The organism is Aureibaculum koreense (assembly GCF_034296135.1).
GTDB lineage: Bacteria > Bacteroidota > Bacteroidia > Flavobacteriales > Flavobacteriaceae > Aureibaculum.
Genome location: NZ_JAXKVV010000032.1, coordinates 1 through 18545 on the forward strand (window position 1 = coordinate 1; position 18545 = coordinate 18545).

An 18545-nucleotide genomic window follows, 5' to 3' on the forward strand; every position below is an offset into this window, starting at 1 on the left:
TACAAGATAAAATTACTGAGATGGTAAACCAACTAACTCCTGAACTTATAAAATCTATCACCAGTTATCAATTATACACTAAAACATTTTTTGAGTATTTTTAAATCAGAAATGGTATTAAATAGTTATTAATGTCTTTAGGATTAATGATTAACGGACTTGGATAGATCAACAGATTAAAGTATGGAAATACCCTTTAGACTCAAAAAATCGCTTCGCGATTAGACATTATTGTTAACCGTCAGCTTGCAATTCTAAATATATTTAAAAAATTATCTAAATATTAATTCCGTTTTTACTCTTTCGATCACATTGAAAACAATTTTGGATTTCGCGTAATTTTTAATCATACCCCAAGTTGTTGAATTAAAATTTCCTTTATTGATATGTGAGTAAGATTTACAATCGTTTAGTCTTACCTCATAAATGGAACATTTTTATCAGTTGAATACTTACAAGGAGTTTCTTTTAGGAATTTAATATTTTCTTGGTTATTTTGTTCGATAAAATTTTCAAGAAAATATTCTCGCGATACTTTATCAATTAACGTTAGGATATCTATTTCTAAATTATTAACATATCGTAGAAGATGAACATCTTGCACGACAAAAGCTTACAATGTATATCAATCAATTAACATCTAGACCTAAAGTTGACTGCATCATATACCAGTGGGGAAGATTTTCTAGCTTATACCAAAGAGGTAAGCTATTGGCTCATTTTGTTAGTCATAGGCCTGCCCAATATCGATGGAATTACACTAGCAGCTCAACTAACCAAGAACTGTCTAGTTATTTTTACAACAGCTTACGCAGAATATACAATAGTAGCTTTTAAACTCAATGCTACCAACTACTTATTGAAACCTTTCGATTTTAATCGTTTCTCTTCGGCAATAGAAAAAGTGAAGAGTGTAAGAAAAAATCGGAAGCTTCAATATCTGCCGGAAATACAATCTTGGTAAAAGATTTCATCATTTGAGTTTTGACAGTATTCTATACATCAAAGATTGAGGGAATATGTCGTATCGCATAGCATTCGTGGCAAACTTACCTTACATACGCTTATTAAAGTGAATATTTAGATACTTTCGGCTTTATAAAAATACATAAATTTTATATTGTTAATAAACAAAAAGTATTTTAATTGATTATGAGCTTGTTCATATAAGCAAAGAACAAATTCCAATTAAGAGAAGCTTTAGAAATCAGATAAAGTAACATTTTAAAGCCAGATTGTAATATATATTAAAAAAAAATTGCAAAAGTCAATAAAACCTAGTTATAGATAAACAGGCAGCTAGATGGATTAAGCTAATAGGTACCCATTTTCTGGTAGATTAAATATAGTATACCAATATCCGCAATTTAACTACTTGTTTTTATTTTTGCAAAATCACTAGGCAGAACCCCAAATTCATCTTTAAAACATTTGGTGAAATAAGACGGGTTGTTAAAGCCTACCATAAATAATACTTCGCTTATGGTGTGGTTGCATGTCTTTAGTAGTGAAGCAGCTTTTTTCAATCTTACCAACCGAATAAAATGGTTGATCGATAAACCGGTAAGCCCTTTGATTTTTCTATATACTTGATCTTGACTAAGGTTTAGTTTTTCGGTCAAGTGCTTTACTGAAAACTGCGGGTCGGAAAAATTTTCTTCGATAATCTTTATAATTTTTTTAATAAATTCTTCATCAACGGATGTTGGGGCTTCAGCTGAAGTTAAATTATCAGATAATAAAAATTTCTTTTTTAACCGTCTTCTATGTTCGATTATCTTTTCTATACGGGTTAACAGTAATTTGCTATTGAACGGTTTTTCGATATAAGCATCGGCCCCTTTTTGGAAACTGTCGAGCTTCGATTCTATTGAGTTTTTGGCTGTAAGGAGAATTATAGGAATGTGAGATGTGTTTACATTAGATTTTATTAAGCCGCACATTTCAATACCATCCATGGTATCCATCATCACATCGCTTACGATTAAATCGGGCAATCTTTTATTGGTAATCGCTAGGCCCTCTTTGCCATTTTTGGCCGTATATAAGTTGTAATTTACGTTCAATATTTCTGATAAGTACTCTCTGATATCCTTACTATCATCAACAATTAGAACATTCGGTTTTTTATGTGCACCCGTGGAGGTCTCTGTTGACAAAGAAGCGTTTGACGGAAGTTCTTTTGAATTTTGAATAGCAGAATTCGAGCCGGATCGAGTGCTATTAACGACGGGAAAACGTATATTGAATTCCGTACCTATATTAAGAGTTGACTTTATTTCAATATGACCACCATGTACATCAACATATTTTTTGGTCAATGCCAACCCTATGCCCGTACCTTGCTCTCTATTGTTTTTAGCCCTAAAGAACCTATTGAAAATATTGTTTATGTCATTTTGAGATATGCCGATTCCCGTATCTTGCACGGTAATATTTATGAAGTTTTCGTCTTTTTGCGTACTAATGCCGATGTGTCCGTATCGAGGAGTAAACTTTATGGCATTTGAAATAAGATTAAAAAAAATGGATTCAAGTTTATCGGAGTCTGCCGATAAAATAATTTCCTCGTCGCTCAGTGAAAGCTCGAAATCAATAAGTTTATTTTGTGCCAATTCATGAAATTGATTGTAGATATTTCTAATAAAGACATTAAGTTCTATTTCTTTAATGTTCAACGTCAAATGTTCGGTTTCCGCTTTTCTGAAGTTTAGGATTTGATTTACCAAATTCAGTAGCATTTTTGAATTTTTTAGCGTTCTTTGCAATTTTACCTGTGTTTTCTCGCCAATTTTATGACTATCCAATATTTCTTCTATAGGGCCCATTATCAATGTAAGTGGTGTTCTTAAGTCGTGTGAGAGATTTGTAAAGAATGCAAGTTTTTGTTCATTCAGTTCACGCTCTTGGTCGTGGGTTATTTTTTTTATTTCTAATTCTTTTTTAATTTGGGTACGATCCCTAATTTCTTTTAATATTGCTATGGTTATAATCAAAGACAATAGTAAATAAACTAAAAAAGCCCAAAAAGTATTCCACCAAGGTTTTTCTTTAATGATTGTTAAATTTCGGGTTAAGGGAAGCCAAACATTTTCTTGAATTGAAACTTGAACTTGTAGCTCGTAATTTCCTGAAGGCACATTGGTGTAGGAAGATGTGGTAGATGTATTTGATGTTTCGTTCCATATTTTTTCGAAACCTTTAAGCCTATAACGTAATTTATAATCTTGAACTTTATTTGCAGATATAGCATTGAGATCTACGGAAAATGTTTGTGCAAAATGAGGCAAAATGATAGAGTCGCAATAATTCAATTTTTTAGACAGCGGTATAACGTTGCCCATGCTTGCGTTTGGAAATACTCTTTGGCCGAGAATTTTTAAATCGGATAAAAGTACCTTTGGGGGTGTTATGGCATCTTCTTTTAGCCTTGTGCTCATTTTCAGCAAACCATGATTGCTACCTGCCAGAATTGTATGTTGTTCAGAATCATAGAATAAATCGTAGAACGAATGATCTTTTAAGAAAGGTTTGGCAGATAAGGTGTCTTTGCTTATTTTGTAAAGTCCTTTATAAGTACTGGTCCATAAATTTTTATCGGTATCTGATATTATACCAGTAGACACAAAACCCTTTAGCAAGGGCAGTTCTCGCGTAATATTGTCTTTTAAAAAACCTATACCGTTTCTGCAGGCTATCCATAGTGTGCCATTGGTATCCTTATAAAGACTTTCCGGAAGAATTTTCTCTTTGGTATTGTCAAATATTTTAAAAGTGGCAATATGCTCTATGGCCCCCGAGTTTGACAATGAAATTTTAAAAATACCCTGTTTGGCGGTAGCTACCCAAAGGCTGTTGAGGTCTACATCGGATAGGAGATATTTTATATTTGGACCTTTGTCGTTCGTGTTTTCGAATAAATTGATTTTTTCAAGCACTTGCTTGTCTTCGGAAAAACGGTATAGTCCGTGTTCAAAGGTACCAATCCATAATTGCTTATTTGGTCCTCTGGTTATGGCATAAATTCGATCATTCCTTACCGTATCTAGATTTAATTTTGAAGCGGTTAATCGGTCTTTATCCGTGTCAAATACTTTGACACCGTTTTCCCAAGTGCCCATAAAAAGAAGCTTGGTAATATCATCCCAATAAATTGATGGAATAGACTTGGTTTCCTTAGAAGACAGTACTGAAGTGAAATTTTTGTCAGGATAATCATAAGACACTAAATCATTACCATGGGTGCCCATATAGTATTTACCTCGTGGTGTCTTTGCAATGGCCCATACGATATTTGAGAATAAGTCGATTTCGCTTTCGCTATCATAAATGAATGTATGATTGTACGACTTCAAGTCAAGAACATACATACCCCCTAGCCATGTTCCTATCCACAGGTTATTATTACTATCTACCAATGAACTTAATATATATTTCGAATTCAGTCCGTTCTTTTTGTTTTTAGTGTAAGTATAATGTTCCTCTAAATCACCGCTGTCAAAGGAAAACTTATAGAGACCATGACCTTCGGTTCCGACCCATATAAAGGTATTGTGAATAGTGGCAGTTCTAATTATTATATCATCTAGAAGCCACGGGGTGTTGGTAATATGTCTGGCACCTGACCCAAAGTTTTCAATTTTGTACAAGCCTATGTTGGTTCCGATAAATAAATTACTTTCGACAAAGTCGATAGTATGTACCGAGGTAACGCCCTCGATTGTGATGGGAGTATCAATAATGTAATTATTTGAGACAGTGCCAATTCGCGTAATAAAGGATCGCTCTCCGCCGATTAATATATAGTCTTGCAATGGTTGAATAACTCGAATACTACCCTGAACATCCGTGACTTTTATAGATTCTATGGTTAAGTTATCTTCGGTTACGGTTTTTAGGTCTTCTACTTTAAAAGTAAATAACATGCCGTCTTCACAACCGATCCATATACTATTGTGGTCTTTACTTAATGCCAAAGAGGCTACGGAGATATTTTTGTATGTTTTCCCGGCATCTAAGCTTAAGGGTAAGATAACATCGTTGAACTTATCAAATAAAAATAAGCCCTTGTCTCGACTACCTATAAGTACATAACCCTTTTTTATTGGTAAAGTAGTTGTAATTTTATTGCTAAAACCACTGGTATTATACTGGTTATAAGTTTTAAAATCACTTCCATTAAAAACATTTAATCCTTCGCCGGTAGCTGCGTAAATATAACCTTCATCGTCTTCGCACAGGAAATCTACATCATGAGATGATAATCCATTTTGAATATCATAGTTAAAAAATTGAGAATTTCCTTCAAAGCATATAAATAAGGACAAAAATGCTATTTGAATCGATTTGTGCATGCTTATTTCTGTTAATTGCTAATTTACGAATTTAATTGGCATTTCTCACAGCATCCCGAATTTGTGCTATAAAATTCCGAATACATACTATTGAATCGAAAAAGTGTTATAAAAACTAGATTCTGTACTAACAGGTGCATGAGTAATTTAAGTAACGTTGTAGTGTTAAAAAAATTAATTAAACTCAAAACAAATTTATGAAAAAAAGTTATCTATTATTTATGGGTTTTTGTTTATTGGTATTAACTAATGCCATGGCACAAACAGCATCCATAAAAGGAATTGTTGTAGGTGAAAATTCCATTCCAATCCCTGGGGTTACTGTTCTAGTAAAAGGAACTACAAATGGAACTTCCACAGATTTTGATGGTAAATACACCATTAATGCTAATAAAGACGCTATTTTAGTCTTTTCCTTTCTAGGTTTAGAAACCGTTGAAGTAGCTGTTGAAAATCAAGATACCATTAATGTTACTATGAAAGAAGATGCAGCTCAATTAGATGAAGTCGTTGTAATCGGTTATGGAACTTCCGCTAAAAAAGATGTTACAGGCGCCATTGTTTCTGCTGACCTAAGTAACGCGGCGGCTGCTGCTAACACCTCTATTTTTCAAGCGTTACAGGGAACTTTACCTGGTCTAAACATAGGTGCTGTAAGTAGTGCTGGAGCTGCTCCAGGATTTTCAATAAGGGGTAGAACCAGTTTGTCCGCAGAAAGCGGGCCGTTAATTGTTTTAGATGGTATTATTTATAGAGGATCTTTAACGGCACTTAATATAAATGACGTAGAAAGTATAGATGTTTTAAAAGACGCGAGTGCTGCTGCAGTCTATGGTTCTAGAGCTGCAAGTGGTGTCATTATCATTAAAACGAAAAGTGGGAGTTCTGAAAAACCGTTGTTTAATTTAAATACCTATACGGGCTTTCAAAGAGCAGCAAATCTTTTAGACATGATGGATTCCGATGAATATATAGTAAAATTACAAGACTATTTCGAAGCTTTAGGGTTTGATATTGACCGTAACGACCCAACACAGGTATTGAATCCATTAGAAATAGAAAGTTTAAACGAAGGTAGTGAGGTAGATTGGAACAAAGAATTGTACAGATCAGCACCAATTACAAATTATGAGCTAAGTGTATCTGGAAAAACCAATAAAACGAATTACTTTTTATCGGGGTCATTTACAAATCAAGAAGGTATTATTAGGGGTGATGATTTTGAGCGTACAACGCTTAGAGCTAATTTTTCTAACAATATTAATAAATGGCTAGAAATCGGATTAAACTCAACCTATTCATATAGAGATTATTCTGGTCAACCTGTTTATGATTATCCTGGGGTAGTAGCGAGTCCGTTATCTCAAATCTATAAAGAAGGTGATTCGGGTGAATTGAACCTCTTTCCGTACAATGATCAATTGGTTAGAAATCCCTTAACCGGAAGACTTTCCGAAGATCAGGATATCAGGGAAGATGTGTTTGGTGCATTTTATGCAGATATTAAACTTCCAATTAAAGGTTTGTCTTTTAGGTTTGATTACTCGGTTGGTATAAACAAGCGTAGAACAGCCAGATTTTATGGATTAGATACCAAAGAAGGACAAGATGATAACGGAAGTGGTTCCAAAACTCATTTTACTTCTAAAGATTGGTTAATGAATAATATTTTAACCTATTCGAGAACCTTTAATGATTTACATAAAGTTGGAGCCACTATTGTATACACTAGAGATGGCTCTGATACCGAACAATCAACATTAAACGCTAAAAACTTTGCTAATTTATCTCTCGGTTACAATAGCCTTGAATTAGGGGAAATCCAAGAGGTTAACAGCGGTGCGGTAGACGACTCGAGCGAAGGGTTTATGGCAAGGGCTACTTATGGCTATAATGGTAAGTATTTATTGGCAGCAACTTTTAGACGAGACGGTTTCTCGGGTTTTGCAAAGAATTTTAAATATGCCAACTTTTACTCCGGATCATTGGCCTGGGTAGTCTCAGAAGAAGGTTTTCTAAAAGATGTTAGTTGGTTAAATAGGTTAAAATTAAGACTTTCTTATGGTGAAAATGGAAATCAAGGTCTTGGATCATATAGTAGTCTAGCCCTTATAGGCACAAGCCAATATGTATTTGGAAATGGCGGTGCCACAGCAGTAGGATTATCTACTAGTAGTATACCTAACGATAATTTGAAATGGGAAACGACAAAATCTACAAATTTTGGTGTTAATTTTGATATTTTTAATAATAGAGTTTCTGGAGATATAGATGTATATACCGCAAAAACTAATGATTTATTGGTTCAAAGAACTTTAGCCTCTTACACTGGGTATGGTTCAGTTTGGACCAATTTAGGTAAAATACAAAATAAAGGGGTCGAAGTTTTAATAAATTCTGAAAATATAAGTTCTGAAAATTTTAGTTGGAATACGAGCTTAACCTTTTCTATTAATAGAAACAAGATTAAATCCTTATATGGTGAAGATAGTGATGGCGATGGTATTGAAGATGATGACGTATCGAGAGGTTGGTTTATTGGAGAATCTTTAGGGGCCATTTATGGTTACCAAACCAATGGTATTTATCAAGAAGGGGACGATATACCCTCAGGATACAGACCCGGATGGTTTAGAATTTTAGATACGGATGGTGTAGATGGTATTTCTGAGGACGATAGAAGTATTTATGCCAACTCTAATCCTAACTATCGTTTTGGAATTAAAAATGAGCTTACCTACAAGAATTTATCACTATCATTTTTTATTAACTCTATTCAAGGTGGAGATGGTTGGTATTTAGGGGATAACAGAGCACTCAACCCTAATACCTTTTTCCCCGGTAGAGCTAATAATGTTAGGCTAAACTACTGGACGCCTAATAATCCTTCTAACACGGTACCGGCTATTAACTATTCTCCCCCAAGAGGGCATAGATTTGACCAAGACAGGTCTTTTGTACGACTGCAAGACGTAACATTGGCCTACGATTTATCTAATGCGTCTGTTATCAAAAAAATAAACTTAAATGGTTTAAGATTTTACGTAAGTGGTAGAAATTTAGCTACTTGGACAGATTGGACTGGATATGACCCCGAACTGGGAACGACACTTTTTGGCAGGCCTTTGGCTCAATCAATTATTTTAGGTGCTAATATTAGTTTTTAATTTAAAAAATAGAAGAGAATGAAAAATTATAGATATAAAACAATAGCAAAAATAATAAAATGCAGTCTAATAGTTAGCCTGTTGCTTTTAACGTTTTCCTGTGATGACGGATTTTTAGATGAGGTACCCAAAGATAGGTTGGTTCCAGAAAATGCATTTAAAGACACTGATGGATTTAAAGCCGCTATTACCCATTTGCATAGATCTGTAAGGGAGGTTTACATTCAAAAAGATGGTCCTGATATGTTTTTTATTTTTGGCTTAGGATCTGATTTTGCTGGTTTTGGAGAAGGATTTAATAGAGCTTCTGCTAGAATGGACTATTCGGTTATAAATTCAACGGATGAACCTTCTAGCCGATGGTGGTCACATTTTTATGGTATGATAAAGAATGCAAATGTAATCATAAATCGTGCTGAAAACTCAGATGTTGAATGGGATACGCCTACCAGAAAAGATGAAATAATAGCCGAAGCAAGATTTATGCGTGCCTATGCATACAGATCTTTAGCACATCTATTTGGCGGAGTAATACTAATTGACAAAGAATTAGCTGAAGTAGTAACAGACCGTGTGAGATCAACCAAAACAGAAACCTATGAATTTGCAGTGCAAGATTTGATTTTTGCAGCAGCTAACTTACCCGAAGTTGCAGAACAGGATGGTAGGGTCACTAGAGCAGCAGCAAATCACTTGCTATCTGAAGTGTATTTAGCATTAGAACAATGGGAAAATGCAATAGATGCAGCAACAGCAGTAATTGATGATCCTAACTACGAATTAATGACCAGTAGATTTGGCACCAGAGCCAGCGAACCTGGAGATGTGTATTGGGATTTGTTCAGGACAGGTAACCAAAATACAGGCGGGGGCAATAAAGAGAATATTTACTCTGTACAACTGGAATACCAAACCCCTGGAGGTGGAGATGGAACTGGGGCTAAAGGGTTGCACGTAGAAAGAGCTTGGGGTGCAAGATACCACAGTCTTAAAGATCCTAATGGAGAGTCAGGATTTGAATTGACTGATCTATATGGTCGTCCTGTAGGTTGGTGTACTACTACACCTTATTTGGGTTATGATATCTGGGATATTGATAATGACGGTATTTATGATAACGATATGAGAAATTCAGAGTACAACATTCATCGTGTAGATAGGGGACAATTTATTTATAATCGCCCTGCATCTGCTTTTTTCGGACAATCCGTAGATCCGTCTGATGTAGTAACCGACACAAATGTTTTTAACCTATTTAAAACAGGAGTGAATGTAGATCCGGCTAGTATTGAAAAGCAAGCAATTCGATTTTGGCATCCATTTTTCATGAAAAATACCTCACCAAACAATCACCCTGATGGTGTTATAAATACGGGTAGAATATATAGAGACCAATACGTAATGCGGCTTGCAGAAACTTATTTGTTAAGAGCTGAAGCTTATTTAGGTAATGGAAATACGAGTTTAGCCGCTGCTGATATCAACGTGGTTAGAGCTAGAGCTAATGCCGACCCGGTTGATCCATCAGATGTTGACATCAATTATATACTAGATGAGAGAGCAAGAGAATTAGCCATGGAAGAACAACGTCTACTTACATTGCACAGGCTCGGTCTACAATATGAAAGAACCAAAGCGTTAAACCCGTGGGGAGCAGGGACAACAATTGCACCGCATAACAATTTATGGCCTATACCTCAAAAGGACATAGATCTTAATACAGGTGCCGTTATTGAACAAAACCCAGGTTATTAATGTTTTTATAAATAATTATTTGAGTTAGTTATTTGAAAAGGTACCATCCACTTTTGGTAGTGGCGGTGCCTTTTTATTTAAAAAACTATCTTTATATTCTTATGCTTAAATAAATACTCTAATAAATTTTATATGTTAAATTTTTAAAGATAGTAGCGTTTTTAAACTTCATTTTACCATTCTTTATGTTTTATCTAAAATTCGCTTGAAAAAGAAAATCTAACACCGTTAACTAAATAAATGAGGATTTACATCAAAATAAAATATATCTCCTTAGTAATATGTTTTTTTCTAGCAGTATCTGTAGTTGCTCAAGAAACTGATGAATTTGCTAAAATCGGAAATAAAAGGCAAGGTGCACGGCTTCATTTATTAGAGGACAAATTACCTCCCGTACTTCCAGAAGTATACTTGCCTAACATGAAAAGTAAAAAGTCTGCTTTTCAGCCTATAGATAAAATGGATTCTAAAGCAGAATTGGAAGCCGAATTAAAACACATGAGGGCTAAGTTTATGCCGTTCATGAAGAATTATGCTCCCAAAACTACTAAAACAAGAGAGCGTATATATTTAAAAGAATTCAATTGGCGCGTCGAGACCAAAGAAGATGAAGCCAACTTTACAAGTGTGTTACATGGTAATGGGCAATGGGAAAACGTTAAAGTGCCTCATTATGGACCTCCAGAAAACCGAGTAACTACTTATTACAGAAAGACCTTTACACTAAATGAAGAAGTTTATAATTATAAAAATCAATTTCTGCATTTTAAGGGTGTAGATTACAGGGCTAAAGTATTTTTAAATGGAGCGTTTGTAGGAAGCCATGAAGGTTTTTTTGCACCATTTGAATTTAACATCACACCTTATTTAAAGCGAGGAGAAAACACCTTGTTGGTACAGGTCGAAAACGATTTCCCTGCACAAGGTGGTCGAGATAGTGAAGGTACTAGAAAATTTGGAAATAAAATTTATGCATCAACGGGTTTAGGGTGGGACGACCCTAACAGCGGTTGGCACCACTGTCCTCCTGGAATGGGAATTTATCAAGATTGCTATATTGAAGGTCGTGATCCTATTCATTTAAACGATGTTTTTGTACGCCCATTGGTAGAAAAAGAAGCTGTAGAAATATGGTTTGAAGTGAATAATTATTATGAAGACTTTAGGTATATTACTATGAACTTGAGTATCTACGGACAAAACTTTGAGGAAGTTGTTCTTAAAGATTTCAAATACATACCATCTACAACCTATATACCAGGTTTAGGGGATTTAGCAAAACCACAAGACTGGCAAGAGAGCAATTTGTATATGGGGTATGGCGTAAACTTTTTAAAAGTTGAAATCCCTATAAAATCACCTAGGTTATGGAACAACGACACACCCTATCTATATCAGTTGCAAACCAAAGTGTTGGATGAAAACGGTATGCTTACCGATATGAAAGCTACCACCTTTGGCATGCGTTCTTTTACGCAAGATACAGTTAGCATACCCAAAGGACAGATGTATCTAAATGGAGAAAAGATAAAACTGAGAGGTGCCAATACAATGGGGTATATGCAGCAAGACGTTAAAAATAAAGATTGGGACCAGTTAATAGACGATATTCTTTTGGCCAAAGTTTGTAATATGAACTTTTTAAGGTTGACACAACGACCGGTACAACCTGAAATCTATGAGTATGCCAATCAATTGGGTATGATGTTACAAACCGATTTGCCATTGTTCGGTGCGTTAAGACCAAATCTTTTTGCAGAAGGCGTAAAACAAGCCGGAGAAATGGAACGCTTGGTACGTAATCATCCAAGTAACGTTATTATAACGTATATGAACGAACGCTTCCCCAATGGCGAGGGGCATCCGCAACGTAGCATGAGTTCTGCTCAGGATTATGAGCGTTTTTATAAAGCTTGCGATCAGATTGTACATCATTGGAATCCCGACAGGGTAATCAAAGCTGGCGATGGCGATTACGACCCTCCATCTCCTGGTCTTCCGGATAATCACCTATATAATATTTGGTACAACGGTCAAGCCATGGGCTTGGGAGAGCTTCACAAGGGCTATTGGCAAAAAGTAAAGCCTAATTGGTATTTTGCATGTGGCGAGTTTGGTTCTGAAGCTTTAGACAACTACTCGGTAATTCAAAAGTATTGGCCTAAAGAATGGCTTCCAAAGAATGAAAACGATCAATGGTATCCTGATAAGGTGGTAAAAGCCCAATCCAATCGTTTTCATTACATGTGGTATCCTACACCGGTAACCGTAAAAGATTGGGTTGAAGCCAGTCAAAACCACCAAGCTTGGGGAACACGATTATTGACAGAGGCTTTTCGAAGAGATGACCGCATGGTGTCTTTTGCCATTCATTTATTTATTGATGCATGGCCATCTGGGTGGATGAAAGCCATTATGGATGTAGACCGTAACCCGAAGAAAGCATTCTATGTATATAGGGATGCCCTCGCACCTATCATGGTGAGTTTGCGTACAGACCGGTATCATTTTACCGAAGGGGAAGCTATATCAGTTGAAGCCTGGATAAGTAATGATCTAATTGAGATTCCGCAAAACTATACGTTAAAATGGCAGTGGGAAAAAGCGGGCAAGGTCTTAAAATCTTCTCAAACTGCAGCTCAAATTAAAGAACATGGATCGAAATTTCAAGGCCATATTGTAACCGATGCACCAAAAGTAAATACACGTAGCCAGTTTCAGTTAAGGTTGGCACTTTTTGATGAAGCGGGCAAAGGCGTATCGGAATCTAAAATAGATTTAGATATTTTTCCTAAAAATGAAACTGACAAAAATACCAATGTATTTGTGGCATCAAATGACGAAACCATTCTTCAAATACTTTCAGATTTAGACGTTAAACCTTCGAATAATAAATCTACATCTAGCACAATTCTAGTAAGTAATTTTGAGGATTATCAAGAAAATAAATCCGAATACGATAAGTTGGTCGAACAAGGTGCAAGATTGATATTTCTTGAATTGCCTGCAGGAGAACATGAAGTGGGAGATGAAAAGGTAACTATTGAAAATACCATCATGGGTAAATATTATTTTGTAAATCCTGTAACTGGGCACCCATTGGTCGAAGATTTTAAACCGTTCGATTTTAAGTTTTGGTATCATGAAGAAAAGAAACTGGTAAGACCTTTATTAGAATCTATGGTACGAGTAGAAAACGACGCTTGGTCCACTATTTTAAAAACGGGCAAAACAACTTGGGTCGATATTAAAGGAGAGTATGCTGCCGCCGCTGAATTAAAAAAAGGGAAGGGTGCCTTTATCATTTGCCAATTGCAATTGGCCAATCGTTTAAAGACCAATCCTACAGCAAGGTTATTTGCCAGTAGATTACTAAAAAAATAAGTAATTGTAGGTGTATTGCATTCTCATCTAAAGTTATGCATATTAGTAGCAAGCCTTTAGAAGGGTTTATTGACTAAGCAATAAAAGTACAAGGTTAGGTATACACATTAGCGGTATGTTCAAGATAAAAACTTGAAATTTGGAGAACGATTGATTATTTTTTGTTCTATGCGAATACGATGTAAATTTTGTTAACGTAGGCTTACTGTTTTGGGTCGCACTTGCACCTGATCATTTAAAAATAATTCAATATAAATTTTAATTAAATGAATAAATATTTGTTTTATGCACCTTATTTAGTGTTACTGTTTTTGCTGTCTTCCTGTCAAAATGAGGACTCGTATTTTGTGTCTCCTGACGGAAATGACACCCATATTGGAACGAACCTGGAGTCTCCATTTGCCAATATCCAAAAGGCATTGGAAACAATAGTTGCAAAAAGAGTTTCTGGTTCTCGTAGCCCATCAGTAATATATTTACGAGGTGGGCATTATAATATTAAAAGTACCTTAAAAATAGATAGTACTTTATCTAATATTACCATACAACCTTATAAAAATGAGAAAGTATTTTTTAATGGAGGTGTATCCTTTCCTGTAGATAAAATAGAGCACGCACCAGAATCCCGAATAAAAACGGTAAACCTAAAAGCACTCGGGATTACCAATTACGGTAAACTTCGCAATGTAGGTTTTGCTAGACCTTACGGGGCATCTTGGGGAGAGGTTTTTATCAATAAAAAGGCAATGCACTTAGCAAGATGGCCAAATGAGACCATGATTCCCATGGGGAAAGTGCTCGACAAAGGTTCGGTGCCTAGAAATGGAGATTTTACTCATAATGGCGGTATTATTGAATACGATTCGTTAAGAATAAGCAATTGGGCAAAAGAAAAAGATGCATGGATGTCCGGGTACTTTATGTGGGGCTATGCCGACGATATGGTTAAAATAGCTGAAATAGATACCATTGATCATACGCTTAAAACAGCATCGCCTACCTTGTACGGTTATGGGGATAATGCGGCATGGAGAAATTGGTATGGGGTTAATATCTTGGCAGAATTGGATGAAGCAGGAGAATATTACATCGATAAAGATTTAGGTAAGCTATATTTTATTACTAATGAAGAAGATATTAACAGTTTCGAGTTTTCCTTACTTGAAGATCCGTTTTTTATGCTTCAAAATACCGAGAATGTAACCATATCAGGAATTACGTTCGAATGCTCACGCGGTTTGGCTATTGCCATGGATAATACCCAAAATGTAACCATTTCGGAGAGCGTGTTTAGAAACCTCGGAAGTCTAGGGATAACTATTGGTAAAGGTATAGAGCCTTTTGAAGACTATCTTCATGATGGTACGGGGAAACCTAAGGCTGGTATTTTGGGTAGTATGCAGCAACATTTTTATGCAAATACTACATTTAACAGAGAAGGCGGACATAACAACAAAATCATTAATTGTGAATTCTATGAACTAGGTGCCGGTGGTGTGTCCATGGGCGGAGGAGATAGGCTGACCCTAGAAGCAGGTAATAATACCGTTGAGAATTGTGTCTTCCACGATTTAAACCGTATTGAAAAATCGTATCGGCCTGCAGTGCATGTAACCGGAGTTGGCAATACTATTGCACATTGCGAAATTTATAACACACCAAGTATGGCCATTTACATGTACGGTAATAATCATATTATAGAATATAACTATATTCATGATGTGTGTTTGGAAATTGAGGATCAAGGTGCTTTTTATTACGGTAGAGACCCTTCGGAACTAGGAACGATTGTACGCTATAATTATTTTGAAAACATTCCAGACCGTTTTGCAACCTGTGCTATTTATAATGATGACGGAGCTTGTGGGTTAACCGTTTTTGGTAATGTATTTAATAAAGCTGGTAAATGGAATGTGCTTTTGGGCGGAGGTTCCAATAATAAATACCAAAACAATATTTTTATAGGTAATAAGTATGGAATTCATGTAGACAATCGTTTGCAAAATTGGTCCAAAGCTGTTTTGGATGATGGTCTATATCAAAAGCGATTAGATATAGTCAATTATCTAAAACCACCTTATATTCAACAATACCCAGAGTTAGAAACTTACATGGAAAAAGCCGATTTGCCAACCGGAAACCTTGTGGAAAACAATGTATTTATCAATGTAAAACAATTGGTAGATGGTAAAATGGAGTGGTTGGATTGGAAAAAAAGCAATCTTGAATTAACCGAAGACCCTGGATTTGAAAATTGGGAAAAGCACATTTTTAGTTTGAAAGAAAATTCAGAAGTATTTAAAAAATTGCCAGGGTTCAAAAAAATTCCTTTTCATAAAATAGGGCTGTATGATGAATAAATTGGTTTTACTATCATTTTTAGTTTTGTGTTGTACTATAAAAAGTAACGCTCAAAATACTAATGCCTTAAAAACTCAGATTGACCGGTACAATGTAATATGGCATAGCCAAAGCAAGAACAGTAGTGAATCCATGCCGCTGGGTGGAGGCGATATTGGTTGTAATGTCTGGGTTGAAAACGGCGATATCTTATTTTATATATCTAAATCTGGCACCTTTGATGAGAACAACCAATTTTTAAAATTGGGTCGAGGTCGAATTCGGTTAGAACCAAATATACTTGCCGATTCCGAGGTTGCGTTTTCTCAAGAATTGAAGCTCTACGATGGGTACATACAAATAAAAGGAAAAAAAGATGGAGAAGAGGTAGAGGTAAACCTTTGGGTAGATGTTTTAAATGCAGTGATTAATGTTGAAGTACATGCTTCAAAACAAATAAAGCTAAAAGCATTTTATGAGAATTGGAGAACTGCAAAGCGGGTTTTACCTTTAGAAGAGCGTCACGCATGTTTTAGTTACAGCAATTACCCCGAAACTGTGGTAACATGGCCAGATAGTATAGCCTATGATAATAATGGTGTGAAGTGGTTTCATCGTAACCGTTCAGATACCTTACTGTTCAATTTTGCTGTAAAACAACAGGGCTTGGAGAGCGTGAAAAACCAAATGGTCAACACCCAAAAAAATCGCACTTTTGGAGGTGTCATGTTCGGAGAAAATTTAAAACCTTCCCATATTGGAGAAGGCAAATACATAGACACCCCCTACACATTTTGGTCGTTAGAATCCAACCAAAAAGCAAAGTATCACAATGTAAAAGTGATTTTACATACCGAACAAGCAGAAACTTTAGATGCTTGGGAAAAGAATCTTTCAGAAATAAGCAAATCGTTCAACAAAAAATCGGCATGGGATAAAACAAAGGCGTGGTGGCACGACTACTGGAATAGGAGTCATATTTTTATCAATACCGATGCCAATGATCCTTCAGACAAAGGGTGGCAGGTAGGTCGTAATTATCAATTGTTTCGATATCAGTTGGGGTGCAATGCCTATGGAGATTATCCAACAAAGTTTAATGGAAGCCTATTTACTTACGACCCCTATTTTGTGAAACAGCGTACCGAGCCATACCACGGCACACCTGATTACCGATCTTGGGGCGGGGGCTCGTTCACGGCACAAAACCAAAGACTCGTTTATTGGCCTATGCTAAAATCAGGTGATTTCGACATGATGAAACCGCAATTCGATTTTTATAATCGGGTGCTTAAAAATGCAGAATTACGTTCTCAAGTCTATTGGAACCATGTGGGGGCTTGCTATACAGAACAGATCGAAAACTTTGGCCTGCCCGTTGCAGGAGCTTGGGGTTTTAAAAGTGGGCCGAGAACCCGTGATCCAAAAACTCCTTTTGGCGAGCAAACCAACCCATGGGTGAAGCACCACTATACTACGCAATTGGAATTTGCTTTCATGATTATGAAATATTACCAGTACACCGGCAAAGATATTTCAGAATATATACCTTTGATTAAAAGTGCTACGGAGTTCTTTTTCGAGCACTATAAGTACAGGCAAACACAACGTACAGGAAAACCCTTGGACGATAATGGAAAGCTAGTGCTGTATCCTTCAACAGCTGCTGAAACCTATAAAGAAGTTACCAATCCGACCGATTTGTGTGCAGCCTTAAAAGCCACAGTGAAAGCGATAATTGCGTTGCCACGTAAATATCTTTCAGAAGGAGAAAAACAAAAATGGCAAGATAGATTGACGTTAATCCCCGAATTAAAGTATGGTGAAGTTAATGGACACCGCATCCTTGCAGCAGCCAATAATTTACCCGGTAAAATTAATTCAGAAATCACTGAACTTTATCCTGTTTTTCCATACGAGTTGTACGGTATTGGGTATCCAGATTTGCAAACCGCTATAAATACTTGGCAATATGGCGACTTAAGTAAAAACCATATTAGTTGGCATCAAGACGGTATTTTCTGTGCCAGAATGGGACTAACCGATGAAGCGAAGCGTATAGCGGTTTTAAAACTTCAAGATTCAGAAAGACGGTTTCCAACTTTTTGGGGGCCTGGGCACGATTATGTGCCAGACCATAATTGGGGAGGTTCTGGTATGATTGGCCTACAGGATATGCTGCTACAATCTGCGAATGATAAAATATATCTTTTTCCTGCGTGGCCCGCGGAATGGGATGTGGATTTTAAGTTACATGCGCCAAAGAATACAACAATTGAAGCTTCATTTGAAAATGGAGAAATTAGGAATATGAGCGTTTCTCCAAATGAAAGATTAAAAAACATAGTTATAAAAAATTAAATAAGCTTGGATGAATACATGGGATAAATATCAGTTCATCCATTATCACGTTGATACATGGTTTAGCTTAATAAAATACAAAATCTAAAAAAATATTTTATGTACTCAAGAATAAATTTTATAAAAAGTAAACCATGATAGGTGCAGGAGTATTTTTTGTTCCTAGCATTACCTTCGGTTTAGT

7 protein-coding genes are annotated in these 18545 nt (G+C 35.9%); 6 read left to right on the plus strand and 1 reads right to left on the minus strand.

Going from position 1 to position 18545, the window contains the following annotated elements; genetic code table 11:
* Positions 1–652 precede the first annotated feature (652 nt).
* On the plus strand, positions 653–964 hold the full coding sequence (locus UMM65_RS17695; RefSeq protein ID WP_415859573.1) for a LytR/AlgR family response regulator transcription factor: 312 nt from the start codon (positions 653–655) through the stop codon (positions 962–964).
* 403 nt (positions 965–1367) lie between these two features.
* Here UMM65_RS17695 and UMM65_RS16720 read toward each other — a convergent pair whose 3' ends face one another.
* The gene (locus UMM65_RS16720; protein WP_321978204.1) at positions 1368–5354 is read right to left on the minus strand and encodes a hybrid sensor histidine kinase/response regulator transcription factor; all 3987 of its coding nucleotides are present in this window, start codon (positions 5352–5354) and stop codon (positions 1368–1370) included.
* Between the two features lie 197 nt (positions 5355–5551).
* Between UMM65_RS16720 and UMM65_RS16725 the strand changes: the two genes are divergently transcribed.
* The 5 genes from UMM65_RS16725 (at position 5552) to UMM65_RS16745 (ending at position 18361) form a co-directional block, all read left to right on the plus strand.
* Entirely contained in the window at positions 5552–8521 is a 2970-nt protein-coding gene (locus UMM65_RS16725; RefSeq protein WP_321978206.1) for a SusC/RagA family TonB-linked outer membrane protein, read from the plus strand.
* Positions 8522–8539: 18 nt separating this feature from the next.
* Positions 8540–10276 (plus strand): RagB/SusD family nutrient uptake outer membrane protein, encoded by a 1737-nt coding sequence (locus tag UMM65_RS16730; RefSeq protein WP_321978207.1) that lies wholly within the window; start codon positions 8540–8542, stop codon positions 10274–10276.
* 240 nt (positions 10277–10516) lie between these two features.
* Complete coding sequence (locus UMM65_RS16735; protein ID WP_321978208.1) at positions 10517–13660, plus strand: glycoside hydrolase family 2 protein; 3144 nt, start codon at positions 10517–10519, stop codon at positions 13658–13660.
* A gap of 266 nt (positions 13661–13926) precedes the next feature.
* Positions 13927–16020, plus strand: a complete 2094-nt coding sequence (locus UMM65_RS16740) for a right-handed parallel beta-helix repeat-containing protein (protein WP_321978210.1) — start codon at positions 13927–13929, stop codon at positions 16018–16020.
* A complete protein-coding gene (locus UMM65_RS16745) occupies positions 16010–18361 on the plus strand; it encodes a DUF5703 domain-containing protein (RefSeq protein ID WP_321978212.1) in 2352 nt (783 codons plus the stop codon). Before UMM65_RS16740 ends, UMM65_RS16745 begins: the two co-directional genes overlap by 11 nt.
* Positions 18362–18545: the final 184 nt, after the last annotated feature.